The organism is Streptomyces abikoensis (genome assembly GCF_014648775.1).
Lineage (GTDB): Bacteria > Actinomycetota > Actinomycetes > Streptomycetales > Streptomycetaceae > Streptomyces > Streptomyces abikoensis.
The window spans coordinates 21,643-47,336 of the sequence record NZ_BMRT01000012.1 but is presented as its reverse complement, the minus strand read 5'-3'; the positions used below and the strand labels follow the sequence as shown (position 1 = coordinate 47,336).

The 25,694-nt window shown below is 71.7% G+C and carries 28 protein-coding genes and 4 tRNA genes; 26 read left to right on the top strand and 6 right to left on the bottom strand.

Annotated features, from left to right (window positions below; translation table 11 throughout):
• The first annotated feature begins 60 nt into the window (after nucleotides 1-60).
• From IE096_RS28435 to htpX, 11 genes are all read left to right on the top strand, one after another.
• Nucleotides 61-477: an NADH-quinone oxidoreductase subunit A gene (locus IE096_RS28435; RefSeq protein WP_126914744.1), complete on the top strand. Its 417-nt coding sequence runs from the start codon at nucleotides 61-63 to the stop codon at nucleotides 475-477.
• On the top strand, nucleotides 468-1,067 hold the full coding sequence (locus IE096_RS28430; RefSeq protein ID WP_189456537.1) for an NADH-quinone oxidoreductase subunit B: 600 nt from the start codon (nucleotides 468-470) through the stop codon (nucleotides 1,065-1,067). The genes IE096_RS28435 and IE096_RS28430 overlap by 10 nt, the downstream gene beginning before the upstream one ends.
• A complete protein-coding gene (locus tag IE096_RS28425; protein ID WP_189456535.1) occupies nucleotides 1,064-2,539 on the top strand; it encodes an NADH-quinone oxidoreductase subunit C in 1,476 nt (491 codons plus the stop codon). Before IE096_RS28430 ends, IE096_RS28425 begins: the two co-directional genes overlap by 4 nt.
• On the top strand, nucleotides 2,536-3,504 hold the full coding sequence (locus IE096_RS28420) for a complex I subunit 1/NuoH family protein (protein ID WP_189456534.1): 969 nt from the start codon (nucleotides 2,536-2,538) through the stop codon (nucleotides 3,502-3,504). The genes IE096_RS28425 and IE096_RS28420 overlap by 4 nt, the downstream gene beginning before the upstream one ends.
• A 2-nt stretch (nucleotides 3,505-3,506) precedes the next feature.
• Complete coding sequence (locus IE096_RS28415) at nucleotides 3,507-4,058, top strand: NuoI/complex I 23 kDa subunit family protein (protein ID WP_189456532.1); 552 nt, start codon at nucleotides 3,507-3,509, stop codon at nucleotides 4,056-4,058.
• Nucleotides 4,055-4,627, top strand: coding sequence for an NADH-quinone oxidoreductase subunit J family protein (locus IE096_RS28410; RefSeq protein WP_189456530.1), 573 nt, complete (start codon nucleotides 4,055-4,057; stop codon nucleotides 4,625-4,627). Before IE096_RS28415 ends, IE096_RS28410 begins: the two co-directional genes overlap by 4 nt.
• A complete protein-coding gene (gene nuoK / locus IE096_RS28405) occupies nucleotides 4,627-4,992 on the top strand; it encodes an NADH-quinone oxidoreductase subunit NuoK (RefSeq protein ID WP_126914740.1) in 366 nt (121 codons plus the stop codon). Before IE096_RS28410 ends, nuoK begins: the two co-directional genes overlap by 1 nt.
• Entirely contained in the window at nucleotides 4,989-6,992 is a 2,004-nt protein-coding gene (locus IE096_RS28400; RefSeq protein ID WP_189456527.1) for an NADH-quinone oxidoreductase subunit 5 family protein, read from the top strand. Before nuoK ends, IE096_RS28400 begins: the two co-directional genes overlap by 4 nt.
• A gap of 3 nt (nucleotides 6,993-6,995) precedes the next feature.
• Nucleotides 6,996-8,588, top strand: a complete 1,593-nt coding sequence (locus tag IE096_RS28395) for a complex I subunit 4 family protein (RefSeq protein WP_189456524.1) — start codon at nucleotides 6,996-6,998, stop codon at nucleotides 8,586-8,588.
• Entirely contained in the window at nucleotides 8,588-10,123 is a 1,536-nt protein-coding gene (locus IE096_RS28390; protein WP_189456522.1) for an NADH-quinone oxidoreductase subunit N, read from the top strand. Before IE096_RS28395 ends, IE096_RS28390 begins: the two co-directional genes overlap by 1 nt.
• A gap of 162 nt (nucleotides 10,124-10,285) precedes the next feature.
• Entirely contained in the window at nucleotides 10,286-11,149 is an 864-nt protein-coding gene (gene htpX / locus IE096_RS28385; protein ID WP_189456521.1) for a zinc metalloprotease HtpX, read from the top strand.
• 178 nt (nucleotides 11,150-11,327) lie between these two features.
• Here the strand turns inward: htpX and IE096_RS28380 are convergent, their stop codons facing one another.
• Complete coding sequence (locus IE096_RS28380) at nucleotides 11,328-11,753, bottom strand: hypothetical protein (protein ID WP_189456519.1); 426 nt, start codon at nucleotides 11,751-11,753, stop codon at nucleotides 11,328-11,330.
• A 641-nt stretch (nucleotides 11,754-12,394) separates the two neighbouring features.
• On the opposite strand from IE096_RS28380, the gene IE096_RS28375 reads away from it, so the two are divergent.
• Nucleotides 12,395-12,787, top strand: coding sequence for a YccF domain-containing protein (locus IE096_RS28375; protein WP_189456517.1), 393 nt, complete (start codon nucleotides 12,395-12,397; stop codon nucleotides 12,785-12,787).
• A gap of 104 nt (nucleotides 12,788-12,891) precedes the next feature.
• Here IE096_RS28375 and IE096_RS28370 read toward each other — a convergent pair whose 3' ends face one another.
• Nucleotides 12,892-13,380, bottom strand: a complete 489-nt coding sequence (locus IE096_RS28370) for a YajQ family cyclic di-GMP-binding protein (protein ID WP_189456515.1) — start codon at nucleotides 13,378-13,380, stop codon at nucleotides 12,892-12,894.
• A gap of 184 nt (nucleotides 13,381-13,564) precedes the next feature.
• Here IE096_RS28370 and IE096_RS28365 point away from each other — a divergent pair.
• Nucleotides 13,565-13,646: transfer RNA gene (locus tag IE096_RS28365), tRNA-Tyr, on the top strand.
• Between the two features lie 60 nt (nucleotides 13,647-13,706).
• Here IE096_RS28365 and IE096_RS28360 read toward each other — a convergent pair.
• Together IE096_RS28360 and IE096_RS28355 are read right to left on the bottom strand one after the other, a co-directional pair.
• The gene (locus tag IE096_RS28360; protein WP_189456513.1) at nucleotides 13,707-14,372 is read right to left on the bottom strand and encodes an NAD(P)H-binding protein; all 666 of its coding nucleotides are present in this window, start codon (nucleotides 14,370-14,372) and stop codon (nucleotides 13,707-13,709) included.
• Nucleotides 14,373-14,396: 24 nt separating this feature from the next.
• Complete coding sequence (locus IE096_RS28355; protein WP_189456511.1) at nucleotides 14,397-15,665, bottom strand: amidohydrolase family protein; 1,269 nt, start codon at nucleotides 15,663-15,665, stop codon at nucleotides 14,397-14,399.
• Nucleotides 15,666-15,894: 229 nt separating this feature from the next.
• Between IE096_RS28355 and IE096_RS28350 the strand changes: the two genes are divergently transcribed.
• The 6 genes from IE096_RS28350 (at nucleotide 15,895) to IE096_RS28325 (ending at nucleotide 18,695) form a co-directional block, all read left to right on the top strand.
• Nucleotides 15,895-15,967, top strand: a tRNA-Thr gene (locus IE096_RS28350).
• A gap of 50 nt (nucleotides 15,968-16,017) precedes the next feature.
• Nucleotides 16,018-16,090, top strand: a tRNA-Met gene (locus IE096_RS28345).
• 85 nt (nucleotides 16,091-16,175) lie between these two features.
• Nucleotides 16,176-16,340 (top strand): 50S ribosomal protein L33, encoded by a 165-nt coding sequence (gene rpmG / locus IE096_RS28340; protein ID WP_004571794.1) that lies wholly within the window; start codon nucleotides 16,176-16,178, stop codon nucleotides 16,338-16,340.
• Between the two features lie 113 nt (nucleotides 16,341-16,453).
• On the top strand, nucleotides 16,454-16,906 hold the full coding sequence (locus IE096_RS28335) for a MaoC family dehydratase N-terminal domain-containing protein (RefSeq protein ID WP_189456509.1): 453 nt from the start codon (nucleotides 16,454-16,456) through the stop codon (nucleotides 16,904-16,906).
• Nucleotides 16,906-17,340: a MaoC family dehydratase gene (locus IE096_RS28330; RefSeq protein WP_189456507.1), complete on the top strand. Its 435-nt coding sequence runs from the start codon at nucleotides 16,906-16,908 to the stop codon at nucleotides 17,338-17,340. The genes IE096_RS28335 and IE096_RS28330 overlap by 1 nt, the downstream gene beginning before the upstream one ends.
• A gap of 299 nt (nucleotides 17,341-17,639) precedes the next feature.
• Entirely contained in the window at nucleotides 17,640-18,695 is a 1,056-nt protein-coding gene (locus IE096_RS28325; protein ID WP_189456505.1) for a UDP-N-acetylmuramate dehydrogenase, read from the top strand.
• 95 nt (nucleotides 18,696-18,790) lie between these two features.
• Here IE096_RS28325 and IE096_RS28320 read toward each other — a convergent pair whose 3' ends face one another.
• Entirely contained in the window at nucleotides 18,791-19,810 is a 1,020-nt protein-coding gene (locus tag IE096_RS28320; protein WP_189456503.1) for an adenosine deaminase, read from the bottom strand.
• 148 nt (nucleotides 19,811-19,958) lie between these two features.
• Nucleotides 19,959-21,191, bottom strand: coding sequence for a pyridoxal phosphate-dependent aminotransferase (locus IE096_RS28315; protein ID WP_189456501.1), 1,233 nt, complete (start codon nucleotides 21,189-21,191; stop codon nucleotides 19,959-19,961).
• A gap of 263 nt (nucleotides 21,192-21,454) precedes the next feature.
• Between IE096_RS28315 and IE096_RS28310 the strand changes: the two genes are divergently transcribed.
• The 7 genes from IE096_RS28310 (at nucleotide 21,455) to rplL (ending at nucleotide 25,688) form a co-directional block, all read left to right on the top strand.
• Nucleotides 21,455-21,527 (top strand) — tRNA-Trp (locus IE096_RS28310).
• Nucleotides 21,528-21,632: 105 nt separating this feature from the next.
• A complete protein-coding gene (gene secE, locus IE096_RS28305; RefSeq protein ID WP_189456499.1) occupies nucleotides 21,633-21,917 on the top strand; it encodes a preprotein translocase subunit SecE in 285 nt (94 codons plus the stop codon).
• Between the two features lie 84 nt (nucleotides 21,918-22,001).
• Entirely contained in the window at nucleotides 22,002-22,886 is an 885-nt protein-coding gene (gene nusG, locus IE096_RS28300) for a transcription termination/antitermination protein NusG (RefSeq protein ID WP_189456498.1), read from the top strand.
• Nucleotides 22,887-23,071: 185 nt separating this feature from the next.
• A complete protein-coding gene (gene rplK, locus IE096_RS28295; protein WP_126914723.1) occupies nucleotides 23,072-23,506 on the top strand; it encodes a 50S ribosomal protein L11 in 435 nt (144 codons plus the stop codon).
• Nucleotides 23,507-23,588: 82 nt separating this feature from the next.
• Nucleotides 23,589-24,302 carry a 50S ribosomal protein L1 gene (gene rplA, locus IE096_RS28290; RefSeq protein ID WP_189456496.1) on the top strand — a complete coding sequence of 238 codons (714 nt, stop codon included), beginning with the start codon at nucleotides 23,589-23,591 and terminating at the stop codon, nucleotides 24,300-24,302.
• A 361-nt stretch (nucleotides 24,303-24,663) separates the two neighbouring features.
• Nucleotides 24,664-25,194, top strand: a complete 531-nt coding sequence (gene rplJ, locus IE096_RS28285; RefSeq protein ID WP_126914721.1) for a 50S ribosomal protein L10 — start codon at nucleotides 24,664-24,666, stop codon at nucleotides 25,192-25,194.
• 107 nt (nucleotides 25,195-25,301) lie between these two features.
• Nucleotides 25,302-25,688, top strand: coding sequence for a 50S ribosomal protein L7/L12 (gene rplL / locus IE096_RS28280; protein ID WP_126914720.1), 387 nt, complete (start codon nucleotides 25,302-25,304; stop codon nucleotides 25,686-25,688).
• Nucleotides 25,689-25,694 lie beyond the last annotated feature (6 nt).

Below are 25,694 nucleotides of genomic sequence, written 5' to 3'. Positions count from 1 at the left end.
GGCCTAGACTCGCGTGCGTACAGATCGTCGAACAAACAGGACAGGGAGCGAGGGGCGGACGTGCCGGAGGCGACCGTGCGCACCAGTGGCGCCGATGTCCAGCTCGCGGCGGACTACTTCCACGCCTATTCGGTCGTCGGACTGCTCGCCGTCATCGGCGTGCTGTTCGTGGCCGTGGCCTTCGGGGCCGGACGGCTGCTGCGACCGGTGGTGCCGACGCCCGAGAAGCTGCTCACGTACGAGTGCGGAGTGGACCCCGTCGGCGAGGGCTGGGCCCACACACAGGTCCGCTACTACGTCTATGCGTTCCTGTACGTGATCTTCGCGGTGGACTCGATCTTCCTGTTCCCCTGGGCCACGGTGTTCGCCGCGCCGGGCTTCGGCGGGGCGACGCTCGTGGAGATGTTCGTCTTCCTCGGCTTCCTCGCCGTGGGCCTGTTGTACGCATGGAAGAAGGGCGTCCTGGAATGGACGTGACACCCCCGGTCGACCTGCCCGAGCCCCGCCGGCTCGGCCCGCTGGCGCGCCTGGCCCCCGAGCCCATGAAGGTCGTCCTGAACTGGGGCCGCCGCTACAGCCTGTGGGTCTTCAACTTCGGGCTCGCCTGCTGCGCGATCGAGTTCATCGCGGCGTCCATGGCGCGGCACGACTTCATCCGCCTGGGCGTGATCCCCTTCGCGCCCGGCCCGCGCCAGGCCGACCTCATGATCGTCTCGGGCACGGTCACGGACAAGATGGCCCCGGCCGTGAAGCGGCTGTACGAGCAGATGCCCGAGCCCAAGTACGTGATCTCCTTCGGCGCCTGCTCCAACTGCGGCGGGCCCTACTGGGACTCGTACTCGGTGACCAAGGGCGTCGACCAGATCATCCCCGTGGACGTGTACGTGCCGGGCTGCCCGCCGCGGCCGGAGGCGCTGCTCCAGGGGATCATCAAGCTTCAGGAGAAGATCGCGAAGGAGTCGCTGGGTGAGCGGTACGCCTCCGGCGGGGGGCGGGCGTCCACGGCGGCGCTCCGCAGCGGCCTGGTGACCCCGCCGCCGCCCCCTTCCGAGGAGACGGACCGATGACCGAGCCCGTTGCCTGGCTTCCGGGCGCCGTGACGGACCTCTTCGGCGCGGACGCGACCGCCGAGGAGGCGTACGACCTGCTGACGGTCGACGTCCCGGCGGGGGAGTGGCTGACCGCGCTCGAGACCGCGCGTTCCGTGCTGGGCTGCACGTTCTTCGACTGGCTGAGCGCCGTCGACGAGCCCGGCACGGGCTTCCGCGTCTGCGCGCACGTTGCGGCGCTGCCGGGGGGCGCGGGCGGTACGACGCGCCGGCTGCTCCTGCGCACGACCGTGCCGCACGAGGCCCCCGCGCTGCCCAGCGCGGTGGGCGTCTACGCGGGCGCGGCGTGGCACGAGCGCGAGACCCACGAGATGTTCGGCATCGACTTCCCGGGCCACCCCCACCTCGTGCCGCTCCTGCTGCCCGAGGGCTTCGAGGGCCACCCGCTGCGCAAGGACTTCGTCCTCGCGGCCCGCGTGGTGAAGGCGTGGCCGGGCGCGAAGGAGCCCGGCGAGGCGGCGGAAGGCGGCCCCAAGCGCCGCCAGATGCTTCCCCCGGGCGTCCCCGACCCCAACGAATGGGGCCCCCTCAAGGGCCAGCTCCCCCCGGCCCCCGCCCGCCCGGCCCGCACCCCGCGCGCCGCGGGCGCGGCGGCGGGCGCGGAACGCCCGGTCCGCCGCGCGCGCAGCGCGTCGGAGGGCTCCGCGAGCCAGGCGGGCGCGGAGGCGGCGCCTCGCCGTACCCGCAGCGTGGCCGACGGCTCGGCGAGCCAGACACCCGAGAGCACGCCCCCGCGCCGCGCGCGCAGCGCGGCGGACGGCTCGGCGAGCCAGGCGGCCGAGGGCGTGGCCCCGCGCCGCGCGCGGAGCGCCGCCGACGGTTCCGCGAGCCAGGCGGGGGGTGCGGAGGCGGCGCCTCGCCGTACCCGCAGCGCGGCGGACGGTTCCGCGAGCCAGCAGCAGGACGCCGCCGCCCGGCCCACCCGCCCGGCCCCCCGCTCCTCGGACGCCCCCTGGCACCATGCCCGCCCGGCCTTCGACGAAACACCGGCCTCCAAGCCCCCGTCCACGGACGAGCCCGCGTCCCCCCGCCGCGACGGCGCTCAGCCAGCGGACCGCAGCCCGGCGGTGCCGGACGCACCGGCACCCGAGGCCCCCGGCACGGACGAGCCCCCCACCCGGACCGCCGCAGGCAAGCCCGCACCCGAAGCCGAGGCACCCGCCCGTACGGACAAGTCCGCCGCGCCCGCCGCAGGCGAACCCCGCTCGGGCGAGCCCGCGTCCCCCCGCCGCGACGGTGCCCAGCCCGAACGCCGCGACCCGGCGGTGCCGGACTCACCGGAACCCGAGGCCCCCGGCCCGGACGCGAGCCCGGCTGCACCCGAGCCCGGCGCAGCCGACCCCGGCACCCGGAAGCCCGGCGCAGCCGAACGCGCAGGCGAGGGCGAGCCCGAGAACGATCAGAACCCCGCCGGAGGCGACCCCGCATGAGCAGCGACACTCTCGACGTCGTGCTGCGTCTCCTCGCCGTCTTCGTCTGCTTCCTCGTGCTGCCCCTGGTCATCGGTCAGACCGAGCACAAGGTGATGGCCCACATGCAGGGCCGCCTCGGCCCCATGTACGCCGGTGGTTTCCACGGCTGGGCGCAGCTCGTCGCGGACGGGGTGAAGTTCGCGCAGAAGGAGGACGTCGTCCCGGCCGACGCGGACCGGCGGATCTTCCAGCTCGCCCCCGCCGTGGCGCTGCTGCCGTACCTCCTCGTGCTGCTCGCGATCCCGGTCGGACCGGGCAACGCCGTCGGGCAGGCCGTCGACGCGGGCATCTTCTTCGTGCTCGCCGTGATGGGCGTCGGCGTCCTGGGGTCGCTGATGGCCGGCTGGGCGTCGGCCAACAAGTTCTCGCTGCTCGGCGGCCTGCGCACCGCCGCGCAGCTGCTCGCGTACGAGCTGCCGATGCTCCTCGCGGCGGCGTCCGTCGCCATGGCGGCGGGCACCGTGTCGCTGCCGGGGATCGTCGACGCCTTCCACTGGTGGTGGGTGCCGTGGCAGATCGTCGGCGGCGTCGTGTTCTTCACGGCGGGTCTGGCCGAGCTCCAGCGTCCGCCGTTCGACATGCCGGTCGCCGACTCGGAGATCATCTTCGGTGCGTACACCGAGTACACCGGTCTGCGGTTCGCGATGTTCCTGCTCGCCGAGTACGCGGGCATCGTCGTGCTGTGCGGTCTGACGACCGTGCTGTTCCTCGGCGGCTGGCACGGCCCGTTCGGGGCCGACGGGCTGGGCTGGCTGTGGACGCTGCTGAAGACCCTCGTCCTCGCCTTCGTCGTGATCTGGCTCCGCGTGACCTATCCGCGGCTGCGCGAGGACCAGCTGCAGAAGCTGGCCTGGACCGTCCTCATCCCGCTCGCCCTCGCGCAGATCGCCCTCACCGGCGTCGTCAAGGTGGTGATCCAGTAACCATGGGCATCCCCGGCTCCGGCCTGGCCAAGGGCCTCGCCGTCACCCTCCGCACCATGACCCGGCGCTCGATCACCGCGCAGTACCCGGACGCCCAGCCCGAGCTGCCGCCCCGCACGCGCGGCGTCATCGGGCTGTTCGAGGAGAACTGCACGGTCTGCATGCTGTGCGCCCGCGAGTGCCCGGACTGGTGCATCTACATCGACTCCCACAAGGAGACCGTGCCCCCGGCCGCCCCGGGCGGCCGCGAGCGCAGCCGGAACGTCCTCGACCGCTTCGCGATCGACTTCGCGCTGTGCATGTACTGCGGCATCTGCATCGAGGTCTGTCCCTTCGACGCGCTGTTCTGGTCGCCCGAGTTCGAGTACGCCGAGACGGACATCCACGAGCTCACCCACGAGCGCGACAAGCTCCGCGAGTGGATGTGGACCGTGCCCGAGCCGCCCGCGCTCGACCCTGCGGCCGAGGAGCCCAAGGAGATCGCGGCGGCCCGCAAGACGGCCGAGAAACTGGCAGCCCAACGGGAGCAGCAGGAGAAGGAGGGAGAAGCGTGACCGGCACCGCCCTGAGCGCGCTCGCCGCCGAGCACGTCTCGCGCGGCTTCCTCTCCACCTCCGGTGTCGAGATCGTCTTCCTCCTCGTCGGCCTCGTCACCCTCGGCGCGGCCGTCGTCACCGTCACCACCAGGCAGCTGGTGCACGCCGCCCTCTGGCTGGTCGTGGCGCTCGGCGGGCTCGCCGTGGAGTACCTGCTGCTGACGGCGGAGTTCATCGCCTGGGTGCAGGTGCTGATCTACGTCGGTTCCGTCGTGGTCCTCCTCCTCTTCGGACTCATGCTCACCAAGGCCCCCATCGGCCGCTCCCCGGACGCCGACTCCGGCAACCGGTGGGCCGCCCTCGGGGTCGCCGGAGCCGCCGCGGCAGCCCTCGTCTGGGTGGTCGTGGACGCCTTCCGCACCACCTGGATCGACCTGGACGGCGCGCCGCAGGGCAGCACGAAGGTCTCCGGCGAGATCCTCTTCCGGCACTGGGTGCTGCCGTTCGAGGCGCTGTCCGTCCTGCTGCTCGCCGCGCTCGTCGGCGCGATCGTCCTGTCCCGCAGGAAGAAGGAGGAGGAGCGCTGATGCATCTCGTCTACCCCGCCGTCCTCGCCGCCCTCCTGTTCTGCGTGGGCCTCTACGGCGTCCTCGCCCGGCGCAACGCGATCCTGGTCCTGATGTCCGTCGAGCTGATGCTCAACGCCGTCAACCTCAACCTCGTCGCCTTCGACGTGTGGCTGCGCGACACGCTCCACGCCGGCCAGGCGCTCACCCTCTTCACCATCGCCATCGCCGCCGCCGAGATCGGCATCGGCCTGGCGATCGTCCTCCAGGTCCACCGCAACCGAGGCACCGCCGACGTCGACCGGCTCCGCGACCTCGCCGAGGACGCCCCCGACCCCGACACCGACCATGAGCACCGCGAGGAGAAGGCCGAGGCCGCCGCGTGAGCACCACGACCACCGCCGTCCTCGTCCCCCTGCTGCCCTTCCTCGGCGCCCTCGCAGGCTTCCTGACGGGCCGCCGCGCCCCCGGCCTCGTCCGCCCGCTGGCCGTGCTGCCGACGCTCGCCGCCGCCGTGCTCGCGATCGTCGTCGCCTGCCGGCAGGGCGGCGACGCGGCGCTCGACGCCGCCACCCGGCTCACCCCCACCGGCTCCGTGCCCGTCGACCTCGCCCTCCATCTCGACGGCTTCGCCGTGCTCGTGGCCGTGCTCGTCGGGGTCGTGGCCGCCTGCGTCCAGCTGTACTCGACCGCCTATCTGCGCGACGACCCCCGCTACCCCTCCTACGCGGCCCTCGTCTCCCTCTTCACCGCCGCGATGCTCCTCGTCGTCTACACCGGCGACCTGATGGTGCTGCTGGTCGGCTGGGAGATCATGGGCATCTGCTCGTACTTCCTCGTCGGCCACTACTGGGAGACCGAGGCCGCCCGGTCCGCCTCCCTCAAGGCCTTCCTGGTCACCAAGCTCGGCGACGTCCCCTTCCTGATCGGGATCTTCGCGCTGGCCGCCGACGCCGGCACGTTCCGGATCAACGGCATCATCGCCACCGCCGCCTCCGGCGGGCTGGACCACCCCACCCTCGTCGCGCTGCTGCTCCTGGCGGGCGTCGCGGGCAAGTCCGCGCAGTTCCCCCTCCACACCTGGCTGCCCGACGCGATGGCCGGCCCGACGCCCGTCTCCGCGCTGATCCACGCCGCGACGATGGTCGCCGCCGGTGTCTACCTCATCGCCCGGCTCCTCCCCGTCTTCGCCGCCTCGGCGGCGGCCCTGGTCGTCCTCGCCGTGATGGCCGCGGTCACCATGGTCGGCTCGGCCCTCGCCGCGCTCGCCCAGGACGACATCAAGCGCGTCCTCGCCTACTCCACCGTCGGCCAGCTCGGCTACATGACCGGCGCCCTGGCCGTCGGCGACCGCGGCGCGGCCGTCTCCCACCTCATCTCCCACGGCGCGTTCAAGGCCCTCCTCTTCCTCGGGGCAGGCGTGATCATCCACGCCGCCGGCACCAACTCGCTCGCCGCCATGGCCCGCATGAACGGCCTGGCCAAGCGGATCCCCGACGCCTACTGGACGATGACCGTCGCCCTCCTGGCGCTCGCCGCGATCCCCCCGTTCAGCGGCTTCTTCTCCAAGGAGGCCGTCCTCGGCGCCGCCGAGCACGCCGCCACCGGCGGCGCCCACGGCATCCCCGCCGCCGCGGCCGGCCCGGCCGGCTGGACCGTCCTGATCGCGGGCCTGGTCACCGCCGCCCTCACCGCCGGCTACGCCACCCGCCTGTGGCTGCTCGCCTTCCGCGGCAAGGGCGCCGAGGCCCCCGACCACGGCCGCGAGCCCGTCGCCATGAACGGCGTGCTGTGGGTCCTGTTCGTGCCCACCGCCGCCCTGGGCCTGGCCGCCTGGAAGCTGCCCGACTGGTTCGACGGCCGCTCGCTCACCCCCGGCCTCACCACCTCCGTCCTGTCCACCGGCTGCGCCGTCGCCGGCGCGCTCGTCATGTACGCGGCCTGGCGCCGCACCGCCGCGCTCGCCACCCGCACCCCCCTGGGCGCCGTGGCCGCCGACCCGGACGCCTCCCCCGCCGTCTCCGAGATCGAGGCCATCGCCAGCCACGAGCCCGTGTACGGCACCATCGCCGCCGCCCCCGACCCCGGCGACCCCGGCAGGCTGCTTCTCGGCCCCCTCCACCGGCACGCCGTCACCGGATTCCACCTCGACGCCGTCTACTCCACACTGTTCGTCCGGCCCACCCGCGCCGCCGCCCGCCTCGCCCGCTTCCTCGACCGCGAGGTCGTCGACGCGTACGTGCGCGCCGCCGCCACCGCGCCCGGGCTGCTCGGCGCGGCCGTCCGCCGCGCCCAGACCGGCAATGTGCAGACCTACCTCGGCGCCCTGCTCGCCGGCTCCGTCGTCCTGGCCGTCACCGCCGTCCTCGTCGCCACCGGAGCCTGATCCATGAGTCACACCGTCATGCAGCTCCTCCTCGCCGCGATCGTCGTCCTCCCCCTGCTGGGAGCCGTCGCCGCCCTGCTCCCCGCCCCGCCCGGCCTGAAGGGCACCAGCCCCGAGCAGGCCGTGCTCCGCCACGGAGTGACCGTCACGGGCGTCGTCCTCGCGCTGTCCGTCGCCCTCGCCGCCGGCTTCGACCACGACCACCCGGCCCGGATGCAGGCGACCACCGACCTCCCCTGGATCCCCGCCCTCGGCATCCGGATCCACCTCGGCGTCGACGGCATCTCGCTCCCCCTCCTCGTCCTGACCGCGCTGCTGACCTTCCTCTGCGCGCTGTACAGCTACTTCAAGATGCCATCGGGCCCGTCCCCCAAGGCATTCGTCGCGCTGCTCCTCGTGCTCGAGACCGGCACGCTGGCGACCTTCGCCGTCCTCGACCTGATGCTGTTCTTCCTGGCCTTCGAGACGGTGCTCATCCCGATGTACTTCCTCATCGCCCGCTGGGGCGGCGAGGGCCGGGAGCGCGCCTCCTGGCGCTTCATCCTCTACACGCTGCTCGGCTCGGTCGTGATGCTGCTGGGCCTCCTCCTCGTCGGTCTGGACGGCGGCACGTTCGACATGGTGGCACTCGCCACTGACAACGGGTCCTCGCTCAGCCACACCACGCAGGTCATCGCGGTTCTGGCGATCGGCGTCGGACTGGCCGTCAAGGCCCCCATGTGGCCCCTGCACAGCTGGCTGCCCGACGCCCACACCGCCGCCCCCACCGTCGGCTCGGTGCTCCTCGCGGGCGTCCTGCTGAAGATGGGCACCTACGGGTTCGTGCGCATCATCCTGCCGGTGGCCCCCGACGGCGCCCACACCTTCGCGCCCTACCTCGGCGCCTTCGCGGCCGTCGGCATCGTCTACGGCTCCCTGGTGTGCATCGCGCTCGCCCGCAAGGGCGCCAAGGGCGACCTCAAGCGCCTGATCGCCTACTCGTCCGTCGGCCACATGGGCTTCGTCCTCCTGGGCATCGCCACCCTCACCCCCACCGGGGTCAACGGCGCCCTCTTCGCCAACGTCGCCCACGGCCTCATCACCGGCCTCCTCTTCTTCCTCGTCGGCGCCATCAAGGACCGCTACGGCACCAGCGACCTCGACAGCCTCGCCGGCACCACCGGCGCGGCGCTCTACGGCCGCGCCCCGCGCCTCGGCGGCCTGCTGGCCTTCGGCGCCGTGGCCTCCCTCGGCCTCCCCGGCCTCGCCGGCTTCTGGGGCGAGATGCTGGCGATGTTCGGCTCCTTCCGCCCCGCCGACGGGCTCAGCCGCCCCGCGTTCCTCGTCTTCATGGCCCTGGCCGGCCTCGGCACCCTGCTCACCGCCGCCTACCTGCTGATCGTCGTGCGGCGCGTCTGCATGGGCGGCGACGTGGACCCGGCGGCCGAGAAGGCGGGCCTGATGCCCGACGGCCCGGCCCTCGCCGACGTCCGGCGGTACGAGTTCGCCGCCTGGTCCCCGCTCGTCGCCCTCACCGTCCTCGCCGGACTCTGGCCCGCGGCCCTCCTCGGCCTCACCGACCCGGCCGTTCAGCAGCTCCTCGCAGGAGGCAACTGATGGGCTCCCTGGTCCAGTCCGTCGACTGGCTCGCCATCGCCCCGCCCACCGTCACGGCCGCCGTGGCGCTGGTCGTCCTCGTCGTCGACCTCTTCCTCCCCGAGGACCGCAAACCCCTCCTCGGCCGGATCGCCCTCGGCGGTCTCGTCCTGGCCGGGCTCTCCCTCCTCCCGCTCCTGCGCGGCGACCGCTCGACCTTCTGCCTCACCGGCCCCGACGTCGCCGTCACGGCGTGCAGCTACACGGCGGACCACTTCACGCTCGTCATCCAGCTGCTGGTGCTGGGCGGCGCCCTGCTGACGGGCCTGCTGTCCGTTGGCGCGATCGCCGATTCCAAACTTCCCGCGGGGGAGTACTGGTTCCTGCTGCTGTCGTCGGCCGCCGGCGCCGCGCTGCTGCCCGCCTCCCGTGACCTGGCCACCCTCGTCGTCGCCCTGGAAGTGGCCTCGCTGCCCGCCTTCGCCCTCGTCGGCCTGCGCCGCGGCGACCGCCGCTCCTCCGAGGCGGCACTGAAGTTCTTCCTGTCGTCCGTGACCGCCACCGCCGTCACCCTCCTCGGCGTGTCCTTCCTCTACGCCGCCACCGGCACCCTCCACCTCACGGAGATCGCCGACGGCCTCGGCCACGTCGACCCCCGCCTGGCCGTCCTCGCCAAGGCCGGCGTCGCCCTGACCCTCGTCGGCTTCGCCTTCAAGACCGCCGCCGTCCCCTTCCACTTCTGGGTGCCCGACACCTACGTGGGCGCGCCGCTGCCCATCGCCGCGTACCTGTCGGTGGTCGGCAAGGCGGTCGGCTTCACCGGCATCGCCCTGGTGACGGTCGTCGCCTTCCCCTCGTACGCCGACGTCTGGGGCCCCGCCCTGGCCGTGCTCGCCGCGCTCACCATGACCGTCGGCAACGTCGCCGCGCTGCGCCAGCGCCCCGACCGGAAGCACAGCGCCGTACGTCTGCTGGCCTGGTCCTCCGTCGGCCAGGCGGGCTACCTGCTCGTCCCGCTCGCCGCCGCCGGCTACTCCGGCGACCCCTCGCGGGCCGTCGGCTCCACCGTCGCCTACGCCCTGATGTACGCGGCCGTGAACCTCGGCGCCTTCGCGGTCGTCGCCCTCGTGGCCCGCACCCGCCCGGACAACCGGATCACCGACTACCGCGGCCTGACCTCCCGCAATCCGCTCGCCGCCCTCGCGCACGCCTTCTTCCTGCTGTGCCTCGCCGGCCTGCCGCCGGGCGTCATCGGCCTCTTCGCCAAGGTCACCGTCTTCTCGGCGGCGGTCGACGCGGGGCTGGGCTGGCTGGCCGTCGTCATGGCCGTCAACGTCGTGATCGCGCTCTACTACTACCTCCAGTGGACAGCGGTCCTCTTCAAGGGCGGCCGCGAGGAGACGGGGGAAGCGCTGCCGGCCGGCGCGACGACCGCCCCGGCGGTGCGCGTTCCGGCCACCCTCGGCGCGGCCATCGCCCTGGCCACGGCCATCGGAGTGGTCCTCTCCGGCGCGCCCCAGCTCGTCCTGCGCTTCGCCTCGCAGGCACTCCTGTAGCGGTATCACCGCTTTTTCACCCGAATGGCGCGGCCCTCGGCGGCTCCCCGCAGTCCCTGCGGGGGTGCACAAGGGAACTAGCGGCCCTCGTCTGGCGTTGACCAGTTCGAAAGGTTCCACTGGTTCAAGGGTTCCCCTGCCGCACCATTTGGAGGGCGTACCGTGCACCGCCGGCACAACGGGCTCAGGACGGCCCTGCTCCTCGGAGGCCTGTCCGCGCTCATCATCGTCATCGGCAGCATGTTCGGGCGCGGCGGCCTGATCGTCGCCGTCCTGGTGGCCCTCGGCACCAACGCCTACGCCTACTGGAACAGCGACAAGCTCGCCCTGCGCGCGATGCGGGCCCGGCCCGTCAGCGAGTTCGAGGCCCCTCAGCTCTACCGCATGGTCCGCGAACTCTCCACGGCCGCCCGCCAGCCGATGCCCCGGCTGTACATCTCCCCGACCGAGGCCCCCAACGCCTTCGCCACCGGCCGCAATCCGCGCAACGCCGCCGTCTGTTGCACCGAGGGCATCATGCGCCTGCTGGACGAGCGCGAGCTGCGCGGCGTCATCGGCCACGAGCTCAGCCACGTCTACAACCGCGACATCCTCATCTCGTCGGTGGCCGGAGCCCTCGCCTCGGTGGTGATGTTCCTGGTCAACTTCGCCTGGCTGATCCCCGTCGGGCGCTCCGACGACGACGAGGGCCCCGGCATCGTCGGCATGATCATGATTATGATCCTGGGCCCCGTCGCGGCCTCCCTCATCCAGCTCGCCGTCAGCCGCTCCCGCGAGTACGAGGCCGACGCCTCCGGCGCCCGCCTCACCGGCGACCCCCTGGCCCTGGCGGCCGCCCTCCGCAAGCTGGAGCTCGGCACCCAGCGGCTGCCCCTGCCGCCGGAGCCCCGCCTGGAGACGGCGAGCCACATGATGATCGCGAACCCGTTCCGCCCGGGCGAGGGCATGTCGAAGCTCTTCTCGACGCACCCGCCCATGCGGGAGCGCATCGCGCGGCTGGAGCGGATGGCGGGCCCGCGCGCCTAGGCCGTGCCCGGCGGGCGCCCCGTAAGGGGCGCGGGGAACTGCGCGATCGGCCGGCGACGGCCCGCAGCCGACACGCCACCCCGGGGTCCGGGCAATCTGCGGGCACGTCGTGGCTTGTCGCGCAGTTCCCCGCGCCCCTACGGGGCGCGGTACCCGCACCGCGCTTCGGCAGGATCGCTCAGTGCCGGTGGTGACCGCCGGACGGCCGGTCGCTGAGGCCGGGGAGGTGGCTGTTGGTCGGCCGGTCGCCGTGAGCCGGCGGGCGCCCGTTGGTCGGCCGGTCGCTGAGGCCCGGGAGGTGCCCGTTGGTCGGCCGGTGACCACCGGGCGGCCGGTGCCCCGACGACGGCCGCCCGCTGGCCAGGCTGATCGTCTCGCCGTTGTGCGAACCGCCCTGGCACACCATCGTGTTGTTGTCGTCGTCGAGGACTCCGAGCCCGTCGTCGTCGCCGGGGTAGCCGGGCCAACCGCCCCCGGTGACGCACTTCAGAATGTCGATGTCGACGGGAGTGGCGGGAGTGGCGGCGCGAGCGCTGCTGGGCGCGCTCACGGCGACGATCGCCACCGCCGCGACCGCCAGACCTGCGATTCGGTACGTGTGCATGGGGCTCCGACTCCTCGTCCTGTCGTCCGTTCCGTGCGTACGTCCGCGTGATACGTCCGGTCCAGCCACATGACCACGCCCCGGACCCCACGGCGCGCTGGGCTGCGCCGGACGGGTCACGAAACGCGTCGCCGAGGTGGCGCCTCGTCCCCCATACGGCGCATGCGGCGCCAAGTCGCCTACACCGAGCGACAGTTGGCGCAGGGCGCACACGGCGCGCGCCGCGAACGACGAAGGGCCCGGAAAGCATCCGGGCCCATCCGAAGTCACCGTCGCCAGGCGCCTACTTGCCGAGGGCGGACGCGATGAAGCCGGCCATCGGGCTCAACAGGGCGACGAGACCGGCCACGGCGAGGGCGAGGGGCTGTGTGACGACGAGCAGCATGATGTCTCCTTGCGTGATCGCGAGTTGGTCGCGGCAAGGGATGCCCCGGGCCGGATCGCTCCAGGCGTCCGCTCCCTCGTGTGGGGTGCGCTGTATCGATCCAGCGGCCCTTTGTTCGGGGATCACGGGGAGCCTGTCGCCCGGCGATGACCCCTAGGGGGTTTCTCGGGGTAGAGCACCAGGTCAGGCAGCAACTACGGACCGGTCCGCCGACGTCTCAGTGGCTGTCGGATCGGTCCAGTGGAAGGCTGCTGTTATGAAGTTCATCCTTAATGTCATCTGGTTGGTGCTCTGTGGCTTCTGGATGGCGCTCGGCTATGTCGTGGCGGGCCTGATCTGCTGCGTCCTCATCGTCACGATTCCGTTCGGCATTGCCTCCCTGCGTATCGCCGGCTACGCGCTGTGGCCGTTCGGCCGGACGACCGTAGAGCGGCGGGACGCCGGTGCGGGGTCATTGGTCGGCAACGTCATCTGGTTCGTCTTCGCCGGGTGGTGGCTGGCGCTGGGGCACATCGTCACCGGTATCGCCATGTGCTGCACGATCATCGGCATCCCGCTGGGCATCGCGAACTTCAAGCTGATCCCGATCTCGTTGATGCCCCTGGGGCGCGAGATCGTCCCGACGGACCGGCCGTTCGCGACGCGATAGCCGTCCAGCAAGGACCGAGCGGCAGTCGAAAGGGGTGCGTCAGGAGCGGCGGCGAAGCCGCTCCTGACGCACCCCTTTCGGTGGGTTCAGCGGTAGTTCACGAACTAGCGGTAGTTCACGAACTGGATCGCGAAGTCCAGGTCCTTGCCCTTGAGGAGGGCGATGATGGTCTGGAGGTCGTCGCGGCTCTTGGAGGAGACGCGGAGCTCGTCGCCCTGGACCTGGGCCTTGACGCCCTTGGGGCCCTCATCGCGGATGATCTTCGCGACCTTCTTCGCGTTCTCCTGGGAGATGCCCTCCTCGATGGACGCGAAGAGCTTGTATTCCTTGCCGGACGCCTGCGGCTCGCCCGCGTCCAGCGACTTCAGGGAGATGCCGCGCTTGACCAGCTTGGTCTCGAAGATGTCGAGAACGGCCTTCACGCGCTCCTCGGAGTTGGCACGCATCTCGATCTTCTCGCCCGACCAGGCGATCGAGGCGCCGACGCCCTTGAAGTCGTAGCGCGTCGAGATCTCCTTGGCGGCCTGGTTGAGGGCGTTGTCGACCTCCTGCCGCTCGACCTTCGAGACGATGTCGAAACTGGAGTCGGCCATATTGAGTTGGCTCCTCGTGCGTAGATCCGTCAGGGGGCGCGGCCCGGGGGCCGCGTGGCAAGCCTAGTCACCCGGGGCCCGGACGAGGGGCTGTGAACCGAGTGGCGGAGCACCCCAGGTCATCGGGTATTGTTTACGTCGTTGCCACGGAGTGCTCGAAAGAGCGACCGGGGTGACGACCCATGGCGGTGTGCCCGAGTGGCCAATGGGAGCGGACTGTAAATCCGTCGGCTTAGCCTACCCAGGTTCGAATCCTGGCGCCGCCACGGAATGAGGCCCCTGATCTACGGATCAGGGGCTTCTTTCGTTTCCGGGCCCCGCCGCTGTCAGGCGAGCGCCCGCACGGCCTCCGCCACCGGCGTGTCGCCGCCGATCAGCTCCAGCGTCAGGCCCACGGCCCCCCGCTCGTCCTCGGAGAGCAGCGCCGCGAGCACGGCCGCCACGTCGTCCCGGGCGACGTCGCCCCGGCCCGTGGAGCCCGCCGACAGCGTGACCCGGCCCGTGCCGGGCTCGTCCGTCAGCCGGCCCGGGCGCAGGATCGTCCAGTCGAGCCCGGCCCGGGAGCGGATGTCCGCGTCGGCGGCGCCCTTGGCCCGCAGATAGGCGGCGAAGACCGGGTCCGTGCCCTCCGGCGGCTCGCGGTCGGCGCCCATGGACGAGACGACGACGAAGCGCCGTACGCCCGCCGCCTCCGCCGCGTCGGCGAAGAGCACGGCGGCGGCCCGGTCCACGGTCTCCTTGCGCGCGGACCCGCTGCCGGGGCCCGCGCCGGCCGCGAAGACGGCCGCGTCGGCGCCCTCCAGATGGCGGGCGACATCCGCCACGCCCGCCGACTCCAGATCGCACACGACGGGCTCGGCGCCCGCCGCCAGCAGATCTCCCGCCTGCCCGGGACGGCGGATCATCCCCGCCACCTCGTCACCGCGCGCGGCGAGCAACCGCTCCAGCCGCAGCGCGATCCGGCCATGTCCTCCAGCGATGACAATGCGCATGATCCGACCGTACGTCGCGACCCCTCACGAGGGGTCCCCGCCGCGCGGCGACTGCCGGGGCAGGTCCAGGGCCACCGTGGCCTGGACGTCGCCGTACTCGCGGACCGCGCTGGTCCGCGCGACGACCCGGGCGCGGTGGACGACGAGCCGGCTGTAGCCGAGGGACAGCACGCCCGCGACGGCGCGGCCCCGGACGGCCAGCAGCTCCGCAGGGAAGCCCGCCTCCACCCGGACCTCGGGCAGGCCCATCACCGCGCGGGCCCGGCCGCTGACGGCCTCGTAGGCCTGCTCGGGGGCCAGCTCGCCGTGCGAGGCGAGCAGGTAGGCGGCCTCCAGGGGGTCGCCGCGCCCCACGGGGTTGACGGCGTCGCGCAGCGAGCCGCTGCCCGCCGCGACCTTGACGCCCGCCGCGCGCAGCAGCCGTACCGGCGCGCACCAGGCGCCCGCGCCGCCCCGGGCGCCGCCCGCGACCCCGCAGTCGCCCTGGGGCAGGCAGACCACCGTCACCCCGGCTGCCGCCAGCTGCTGGCCCGCGCGGGCGGCCTGGTCCCGGGGGAGTCGGGCGAGGGCCCCGCACGGCCCGATGGCCACACCGGGGCGCAGCCCGCCCGCCATGGCGGCGAGCCGGGCCAGCCGGGCCGGTTCGGCGCCGTCCGTGTGGAGGTCGACGGCGCAGCCGTGCTCGGCGGCCAGCGCGAGGACGGTCTCGACGTAGCCGGTGGGGTCGGGGTCGAGGTCGGGGCAGCCGCCGATGACGGTGGCGCCCATCCCGACGGCGTCCCGCAGCATGGCGAGCCCGTCGGCCCCGGCGACGCCGGTCAGCAGCCGGGGCACGGCGACCGCGCTGAGCTCCGTGAACCCCCGTAGCGAGCGCCGCGCCGCCAGGACGCCCTCCAGGGCGCGCAGCCCCGCCACGTCGCCGATGCGGACGTGGGTGCGCACGGCCGTGGCGCCGTGGCCCAGCTGCAGCAGGGCGGCCTCCGTCGTCCGGCGCTGGACGTCCTCGACGCCGTGCGGGACGGGGCCGCCGGCGTCGGCCGTCAGCGCGGTGTCCAGGTGGGCGTGCGGCTCGGCGGGCGCGGGCAGCAGCACATAGCCGGTGAGGTCGACGCGCGGGCCGGGGGCGAGGCTGCCCGCCGTGCCGACGGCCTCGATGCGCCCTCCGCTGAGGCGTACGTCCACCACGCGCCCGTCGGCGAGCCGGGCACCGCAGAGCACCAGCGCGCCCTCGCCCGGCGGGGCGGCGGCGTCGCCGTCGGGGCTTCTCGCGGGCTGCGGCTGACTGTCGGGCATCACGATCCTCCGGTAGGCCGGGGCGGGCATGATCACGCAGCGGTTCGAGCGTAGGCCGCGCACCGAGCCGGTCGGCGGAACCGCCGAATAGTCGTACTGGTGTGGCCTTCGGGGCGGCCGGGAACACGCCGGCGGCCACGCCGGTGACGGCCGGGAAGAACGCCCTGGCAGGGGCGGCCGCATACGGATTTCACCTTCGGCCGCAGACCGTGTAATGTCTTCCTCGCTCGCCCCAATAGCTCAGTCGGCAGAGCGTCTCCATGGTAAGGAGAAGGTCAACGGTTCGATTCCGTTTTGGGGCTCTGGTGTGGAAGGTTCTCCCGTCTTCGGACGGGGGGATCAACCTCATCAAAGCGGCGTAGCTCAGTCGGTAGAGCAAGCGGCTCATAATCGCTGTGTCACCGGTTCAAGTCCGGTCGCCGCTACACACAGTAGCCGATTGTGGGGTCGGTCCTCCGATCGGCTACTCTTTTATGCGTTGTATCCGTCCATCCGTCAAGGAGCACTCACGTGGCTGCCACCGACGTCCGCCCGAAGATCACGCTGGCCTGCGTGGAGTGCAAGGAGCGGAACTACATCACCAAGAAGAACCGGCGTAACGACCCGGACCGTCTTGAGATGAAGAAGCACTGCCCTCGTTGCAACGCCCACACGGCGCACCGCGAGACGCGCTAACAGCGCACAGGTCGTTCATGAGGCCGTCCCCAGCTTCTGGGGGCGGCCTCATGGCATATTCCGACCCGTAAACAGTCCCTCAAAGGACCAGTCCACTCAGGAGGTGCCGGGCCATGGCGCTCGACCAGTCCTACGTCGGACGGACCTATCCGGCCACCGACCCCTATGAGGTCGGCCGGGAGAAGATCCGCGAATTCGCCGAGGCCATCGGCGACGCCAATCCGGCGTACACCGACCCCGAGGCCGCCAAGGCGCTCGGCCACCCCGATGTGATCGCTCCGCCCACTTTTGTGTTCGCGATCACTTTCAAGGCCGCCGGGCTGGTCATCCAGGACCCGCAGCTGGGGCTGGACTACTCCCGAGTGGTGCACGGCGACCAGAAATTCGCGTACACCCGCCCCGTCCGGGCGGGCGACCGGCTGACGGTCACGTCCACGATCGAGTCGATCAAGTCGCTGGCGGGCAACGACGTCCTGCTCGTCCGCGGCGAGGTCCACGACGCGGCCGGCGAACACGTCGTGACCGCGCACACGAAGCTGGTGGCGCGCGCCGCCGAGGAGGCGTGATGGCGGCCACGGTTTCGTACGACGACGTCGAGGTCGGCACCGAGCTGCCCACCGCGACCTTTCCCGTGACACGCGCCACACTCGTCCGCTACGCGGGCGCCTCCGGCGACTTCAACCCGATCCACTGGAACGAGAAGTTCGCCAAGGAGGTGGGTCTGCCGGACGTCATCGCGCACGGCATGTTCACCATGGCCGAGGCGATCCGCGTCGTTACCGACTGGGTCGGCGACCCGGCGGCGGTGGTCGACTACGGCGTCCGCTTCACCAAGCCGGTCGTCGTACCGAACGACGACGCCGGGGCGGTCATCGAGGTCTCCGCGAAGGTCGCGGCCAAGCTCTCTGACGAGACCCGTCAGGTTCGCGTGGACCTCACGGCCGTCTGCGACGGCCAGAAGGTCCTCGGCATGGCCCGAGCGGTCGTCGCCCTCGCCTGACCGGCGCCTCCCGCGCGGGGTTCCGTGGACTTTCCGGGTTCCCCCGGTGGGGTTTTCCGCGCCTTCGGCGCGGGTTCTACCCCACCCACCCGCCCGATTGCCCGGAAGCGTGCCCACGAGGTAGTGACGTGAGGGGGCGGGGTGGGGTGGATGGGCCCTGGTAGGGGCGTGAAGAGCTCTTCGCCGCTGGTGACAGGGGCCGGGTGCCCCTACTGGTACCAGGGGCCGCGAAGAGCTCAGCCCCGGAAGGGCCCGTCCACCCCGCCCCGACCCCGACCCACCCCCGTACCCTGGTGCCCGTGCAGGAACGACACGACGCCCCCCTCGCCCCCCTGACCACCTTCCGGCTCGGCGGCCCCGCGACCCGACTGATCACGGCCGTCACCGACGCCGAGGTCGTCGAGACCGTCCGCGAGGCCGACCGCACCGGCACCCCGCTGCTGATCATCGGCGGCGGCAGCAACCTGGTCATCTCCGACAAGGGCTTCGACGGCACGGCCCTGCGCATCGCCACCACCGGCTTCGACCTCCAGGGCACCCGCCTCGAGCTCGCCGCCGGTGAGAACTGGTCCGACGCCGTCGCCCGCACCGTCGACGCCGGCCTCGCCGGCGTCGAATGCCTGGCCGGCATCCCCGGCTCCGCCGGCGCCACCCCCATCCAGAACGTCGGCGCCTACGGCCAGGACGTCTCCCAGACGATCACCGAGGTCGTCGCCTACGACCGCCGCACCGACGAGACCGTCACCCTCACCAGCACCGAGTGCGCCTTCTCCTACCGGCACAGCCGCTTCAAGGAGGACCCCTCGCGCTACGTCGTCCTGCGGGTCCGCTTCGAGCTGGAGGACGCGGGCGGGCTCTCCGCGCCCATCCGCTACGCGGAGACCGCGCGCACGCTCGGCGTCGAGCAGGGCGACCGCGTCCCGGCCGTCCGGGCCCGCGAGACCGTGCTCAAGCTGCGCGCCGGCAAGGGCATGGTGCTCGACCCCGAGGACCACGACACCTGGTCGGCGGGCTCCTTCTTCACCAACCCCATCCTCACCGCCGCCGAGCACGAGGCGTTCCTGGCCCGCGTGACCGAGCGGCTCGGGGCCGACGTCATGCCGCCCGCCTTCCCGGCGGGGGACGGCCTGGTCAAGACCTCGGCCGCGTGGCTCATCGACAAGGCGGGCTTCACCAAGGGCTACGGTTCCGGGCCGGCCCGCATCTCCGGCAAGCACACGCTCGCCCTCACGAACCGGGGCTCGGCCAGCACCGAGGATCTCCTGGCCCTGGCCCGCGAGGTCCGGGACGGCGTCCACGCCGCGTTCGGGGTGACGCTCGTCAACGAGCCGGTGACCGTCGGGGTCAGTCTGTAGTCGTCCGGCTGCGGGCCGGGTTGTGCCCACCCTCCCCCAGCTACCGCTGGGAGGTGCCCCCAGCCCTTGCGGAACGATTGCCCACAACCCGGCGGCTACGCCGCCAGCCAGGCGTCCACCCCCGCCAGGAGCTCCTGGCGCACCCCCTCCGGGGCGCGGGAGGCGCGGACGGACTGCCGCGCCAGCTCCGCCAGCTCGGCGTCCGTGAAGCCGTGGTGCTCCCGCGCCAGCTCGTACTGCGCCGCCAGGCGCGAGCCGAAGAGGAGCGGGTCGTCCGCGCCCAGCGCCATCGGCACGCCCGCCTCGAACAGCGTCCGCAGCGGGACGTCCGACGGCTTGTCGTAGACGCCCAGGGCGACGTTCGAGGACGGGCAGACCTCGCACGTCACCCCGCGCTCCGCGAGCTTCCGCAGCAGCCGCGGGTCCTCCGCGGCCCGCACGCCGTGCCCCACACGCGCCGCGTGGAGGTCGTCCAGGCAGTCGCGGACGCTGCTCGGCCCCGAGAGCTCGCCGCCGTGCGGGGCGGCCAGCAGGCCGCCCTCCCGGGCGATCTCGAAGGCGCGGTCGAAGTCGCGGGCGAGCCCGCGCCGCTCGTCGTTGGAGAGCCCGAAGCCGACCACGCCCCGGTCGGCGTAGCGCACCGCCAGCCGCGCGAGCGTACGGGCGTCCAGCGGGTGCTTCATCCGGTTCGCGGCGACGAGGACCCGTATCCCCAGCCCGGTCTCCCGCGACGCGTCCTCCACCGCGTCCAGGATGATCTCCAGGGCGGGGATCAGACCGCCCAGCCGGGGCGCGTACGAGGTGGGGTCGACCTGGATCTCCAGCCAGCCCGAACCGTCCCGCACGTCCTCCTCCGCGGCCTCGCGCACCAGCCGCCGGATGTCCTCCTCGGACCGCAGGCAGGAGCGCGCGATGTCGTAGAGCCGCTGGAAGCGGAACCAGCCCCGCTCGTCCGTGGCCCGCAGCTTCGGCGGCTCCCCGCCGCTCAGCGCCTCGGGCAGGTGCACGCCGTACTTGTCGGCCAGCTCCAGCAGGGTCGAGGGGCGCATGGACCCGGTGAAGTGCAGGTGGAGATGGGCCTTGGGCAGCAGACGGAGATCACGCGAGCGTTCCATTGCCCGATCCTGCCTCAACCGGCACCGGACCGGAAGGCGTTTTCCCTGATCGGGGACGGACCCGAAAACGAACCCGAAAACGAATGCGGGGCCCCGGCCGCACAGCACGGCCGGAACCCCGCATCGTCACGCCGAAGCGAGCCGTAGGCTACTTCGCCTCGGCCAGCAGCTTCTGGATCCGCGAGACGCCCTCCACCAGGTCCTCGTCGCCCAGCGCGTACGACAGCCGCAGGTAGCCCGGCGTGCCGAACGCCTCACCCGGCACCACGGCGACCTCGGCCTCGTCCAGGATCAGCGCCGCCAGCTCGACCGACGAGGCCGGACGCTTGCCGCGGATCTCCTTGCCGAGCAGCTCCTTGACCGACGGGTAGACGTAGAACGCGCCCTCCGGCTCGGGGCAGACCACGCCGTCGATCTCGTTCAGCATCGAGACGATCTTCCGGCGGCGCCGGTCGAAGGCGACCTTCATCTCGTCGACGGCCGTCAGGTCGCCCGACACGGCGGCCAGGGCCGCGACCTGGGCGACGTTGGACACGTTCGACGTGGCGTGCGACTGCAGGTTCGTCGCGGCCTTGACGACGTCCTTCGGGCCGATGATCCAGCCCACGCGCCAGCCCGTCATGGCGTACGTCTTGGCGACGCCGTTGACGACGACGCACTTGTCGCGCAGCTCCGGCACGACGACCGGCAGCGAGCAGAACTCGGCGTCGCCGTAGACCAGGTGCTCGTAGATCTCGTCCGTCAGCACCCACAGGCCGTGCTCGGCGGCCCAGCGGCCGATCTCCTCGACCTGGGCGCGGGTGTAGACGGCGCCGGTGGGGTTGGAGGGGGACACGAAGAGCAGCACCTTGGTGCGCTCCGTGCGGGCCGCCTCCAGCTGCTCGACCGACACCCGGTAGCCCGTGGTCTCGTCGGCCACGACGTCCACCGGCACGCCGCCCGCGAGACGGATGGACTCCGGGTAGGTGGTCCAGTACGGGGCGGGGACGATGACCTCGTCGCCCGGGTCGAGGATCGCGGCGAACGCCTCGTAGATGGCCTGCTTGCCGCCGTTGGTGACGAGCACCTGGGAGGCGTCGACCTCGTAGCCGGAGTCGCGCAGGGTCTTGGCGGCGATGGCGGCCTTGAGCTCGGGGAGGCCGCCGGCCGGGGTGTAGCGGTGGTACTTGGGGGTACGGCAGGCCTCCACCGCGGCCTCGACGATGTAGCCGGGGGTCGGGAAGTCGGGCTCGCCGGCGCCGAAGCCGATCACCGGGCGCCCGGCGGCCTTGAGGGCCTTGGCCTTGGCGTCCACGGCCAGGGTGGCGGACTCGGAGATGGCACCGACGCGGGCGGAGACCCGGCGCTCGGTGGGGGACTGGGGAGGAGTCGCAGCGGTCATAGGGGCATCGTCCCAGACCGGCCGGAAGCCGGGCACGCGGATTGCCCGGAGGCGCCGCCCCACGGGGTTACCGCCGGTCCCGGCACCCTCCCGGCACTCTCCCGGAGCGGGGCGTCACGGCGGCCGGGACGCGTCGTCGCTGATAGCTGTTCGACGTCGGCGGCTCGAGCACGTACACTCATGCCTCGTTGGCCTCCACCGGCGAATCCACTCCCGGGCACACCGTGCTTCCGGGCGGATGCGGTACGTTGGGGGAACCACAAAGGGTCGTAGCTCAATTGGTAGAGCACTGGTCTCCAAAACCAGCGGTTGGGGGTTCAAGTCCCTTCGGCCCTGCTACACGCACCGCCAGGTTGCGTGCATGCGTACGTACTGAAATGCACCGCCGTGCGGCTCACCCGGGCGCGGCACGGCCACGACCGGGATTCAGGTGAGGACGTAGTGACGGAAGCCCTCGGCTCCACCGCGACACCTGAGAGTGGTCGTCCCGAGGACGAGGCGCCCGCGAAGCGTCGCGGCGGAAAGCGCGGGAAGAAGGGCCCTCTGGGCCGCCTCGCGCTGTTCTACCGGCAGGTCGTCGCCGAGCTCCGTAAGGTCGTCTGGCCCACCAAGAGCCAGCTGTCGACGTACACCACTGTGGTGATCGTCTTCGTTGTCATCGTCATTGGACTGGTGACCGTGATTGACTATGGGTTTGAGCAGGCCGTCAAGTACGTCTTCGGCTGAGCCGGCCCCCGTGCGCAAGGCGGCCCTCGTAGAGTGCCGCCTATTCGCTCGTTCCACCCCTTGTAGCCAGGAAGAAGCAGCCACGTGTCTGACCCGAACCTGAACGACGCCGCCGAGCCCGTCGCGGCGGAGGCCAACGTTGACGAGGCTGTCTCGGCCGAGGTGCAGGGCGACGACACCCCGCAGGAGATCGTCGAGAACGCCGACAACGTCGACGAGCTCGACGCCGAGGACGCCGCCGCGGGCGAGCCGGCCGAGGAGGCCGCGCTGCACGTCGAGTCCGACGAGGACGAGGCCGCCGCCGAGGACGCCGCCGGCGAGGAGGCGGAGTCCGAGGAGGAGGCCGCCCCGGTCGACCCGGTCGCCGCGCTCCGCGAGGAGCTGCGTGGTCTGCCCGGCGAGTGGTACGTCATCCACACCTACGCGGGCTACGAGAACCGCGTGAAGACCAACCTCGAGCAGCGCGCCGTCTCGCTGAACGTCGAGGACTACATCTTCCAGGCCGAGGTGCCGCAGGAAGAGGTCGTCCAGATCAAGAACGGCGACCGCCGCACCGTTCGCCAGAACAAGCTCCCCGGCTATGTGCTGGTGCGCATGGACCTGACGAACGAGTCCTGGGGCGTCGTCCGCAACACCCCGGGTGTCACCGGCTTCGTCGGCAACGCCTACGACCCGTACCCGCTGACCCTGGACGAGATCGTCAAGATGCTCGCCCCGGAGGCCGAGGCGAAGGCCGCCAAGGAGGCCGCCGAGGCCGAGGGCCGTCCGGCCCCGTCCCGCAAGGTCGAGGTCCAGGTCCTGGACTTCGAGGTCGGCGACTCGGTCACCGTCACGGACGGTCCGTTCGCGACCCTCCAGGCCACGATCAACGAGATCAACGCCGACTCGAAGAAGGTCAAGGGCCTCGTCGAGATCTTCGGCCGCGAGACCCCGGTCGAGCTCAGCTTCGACCAGATCCAGAAGAACTAAGACACTTCTGGCCCACACCACCGAACAGGTCAGGCCGAGCTTCTCGCTGGGGGTCCCCCCGCTTGCGGGGGACGGTCTGACCTCTCGGTTTTTGGCCCGGCCGCGTTACCCGTTATCGTGGTGCGGTATGCCTGCGCGCAGTGTGCGTATGGCAAAAAAACTCTCACTAGGACCCGGAGAGAGCAATGCCTCCCAAGAAGAAGAAGGTCACGGGGCTCATCAAGCTCCAGATCAAGGCCGGCGCCGCCAACCCGGCTCCGCCGGTCGGCCCCGCGCTGGGTCAGCACGGCGTCAACATCATGGAGTTCTGCAAGGCCTACAACGCCGCGACCGAGTCGCAGCGTGGCATGGTCGTGCCGGTGGAGATCACGGTCTACGAGGACCGTTCCTTCACCTTCGTCACGAAGACTCCGCCGGCCGCCAAGCTGATCCTCAAGGCCGCGGGCGTGGAGAAGGGCTCCGGCGAGCCGCACAAGACCAAGGTCGCGAAGCTTACGCGCGAGCAGGTCCGCGAGATCGCCACCATCAAGATGCCCGACCTGAACGCCAACGACCTGGACGCCGCGGAGAAGATCATCTCCGGCACCGCCCGTTCCATGGGCGTCACGGTCGAGGGCTGATCAGCTCCCGTCTCACCCTTCAGTGGAAGGGCCAAGCGCTGGCCCGGACCACGACTCCACGCTCAACCTTTCAGGAGCAGAAGTGAAGCGCAGCAAGACTCTCCGCGCTGCGGACGCCAAGGTCGAGGAGCGTCTGTACGCTCCCCTCGAGGCCGTCCGTCTCGCCAAGGAGACCTCCACCACCAAGTTCGACGCGACCGTCGAGGTTGCCTTCCGCCTGGGTGTCGACCCGCGCAAGGCCGACCAGATGGTCCGTGGCACCGTGAACCTTCCGCACGGCACCGGTAAGACCGCCCGGGTCCTGGTCTTCGCGACCGGCGACCGTGCCGAGGCCGCGCGTGCCGCGGGCGCCGACATCGTCGGTGCCGACGAGCTCATCGACGAGGTCGCCAAGGGCCGTCTGGACTTCGACGCCGTCGTCGCCACCCCGGACCTCATGGGCAAGGTCGGCCGCCTCGGCCGCGTGCTCGGTCCCCGTGGTCTGATGCCGAACCCGAAGACCGGCACGGTCACCCCGGACACGGCCAAGGCCGTGACCGACATCAAGGGCGGCAAGATCGAGTTCCGAGTCGACAAGCACTCGAACCTCCACTTCATCATCGGCAAGGTCTCCTTCGACGAGGCCAAGCTGGTGGAGAACTACGCCGCGGCGCTCGAGGAGATCAACCGCCTCAAGCCGTCCGCCGCGAAGGGCCGCTACATCAAGAAGGCGACCCTGACCACCACGATGGGCCCGGGCATCGCCCTGGACTCCAACCGCACCCGCAACCTCCTCGTGGAGGACGAGACCGTCTGAGACGGCCTCGCGGGCGCGTAGTGGCGCTCTGAGCAGTACGGGCCGGGCCCCGCACCTCTTTCGAAGGTGCGGGGCCCGGCTCGATTTGCATCCATACGCACCTATCGCGTAATCTCCTGAGGAAGCCAAAGACCGCTGGTCGTTGTCGCGCCTCCATCCGGGGGTGTGACGGCCGAAGGATCCGCTAGCTGCGGGCGACCTGCGCAGGTGTCACGTGGATTGCACTCCCGCCGAGACGTAAGAGGATTACGTCCCCGCGGTCGAGTCACGCCCCGAGCGCCTGCGCCGGGGCGTTTCGTTTTGCCCAAGCCCCCTTCTCGCGCCTAAGCGGTCCGAATCACCCGGAAGGAGGCCGAGGCTCATGGCGACGTCCGCCAAGGCCGCCGCGGTTGCCGAGCTCACGGACAAGTTCCGCAGCTCCAACGCCGCTGTGCTGACCGAGTACCGCGGTCTCACCGTGGCGCAGCTCAAGACGCTGCGCCGTTCGCTCGGTGAGAACGCGCAGTACGCCGTGGTGAAGAACACGCTGACCAAGATCGCGGCCGAAGAGGCCGGGTACCAGCTCGACGCCCAGCTTTTCGCTGGCCCGACGGCTGTCGCCTTCGTCACCGGTGACCCGGTGGAGTCGGCGAAGGGTCTTCGTGACTTCGCCAAGGAGAACCCGAACCTGATCATCAAGGGCGGTGTCCTTGATGGCAAGGCGCTGTCCGCCGATGAGATCAAGAAGCTTGCGGACCTCGAGTCCCGCGAGGTTCTGCTCAGCAAGCTGGCCGGTGCCATGAAGGGCAAGCAGTCCCAGGCTGCCTCGCTCTTCCAGGCGCTGCCGACGAAGCTCGTCCGCACCGCGGACGCGCTGCGCGCCAAGCTCGCCGAGCAGGGCGGTGCCGAGTAATTCGGCTCGCGCATTGACCGGAGCCACCCGGCACCGGTCGTAGCGGGCCGTCCGCCCGCCGACATGTACATCCCGGCACCTGCCGATTTAGTGGAAGGACCGCCATCATGGCGAAGCTCACCCAGGACGAGCTGCTCGCGCAGTTCGAGGAGATGACCCTCATCGAGCTCGCGGCCTTCGTGTCCGCGTTCGAGGAGAAGTTCGACGTCACCGCCGCCGCCGCCGCGCCGGTCGTCGTTGCCGGTGCCGCCGGTGGCGCCGCTGCCGCCGAGGTCGAGGAGAAGGACGAGTTCGACGTCATCCTCACCGCCGCCGGTGACAAGAAGATCCAGGTCATCAAGGTCGTGCGTGAGCTGACCTCCCTGGGTCTGAAGGAGGCCAAGGACCTCGTCGACGGCACCCCGAAGCCCGTCCTCGAGAAGGTCGCCAAGGACGCCGCGGAGAAGGCCGCCGAGGCCCTCAAGGGCGCCGGCGCCTCCGTCGAGGTCAAGTAAGTACCT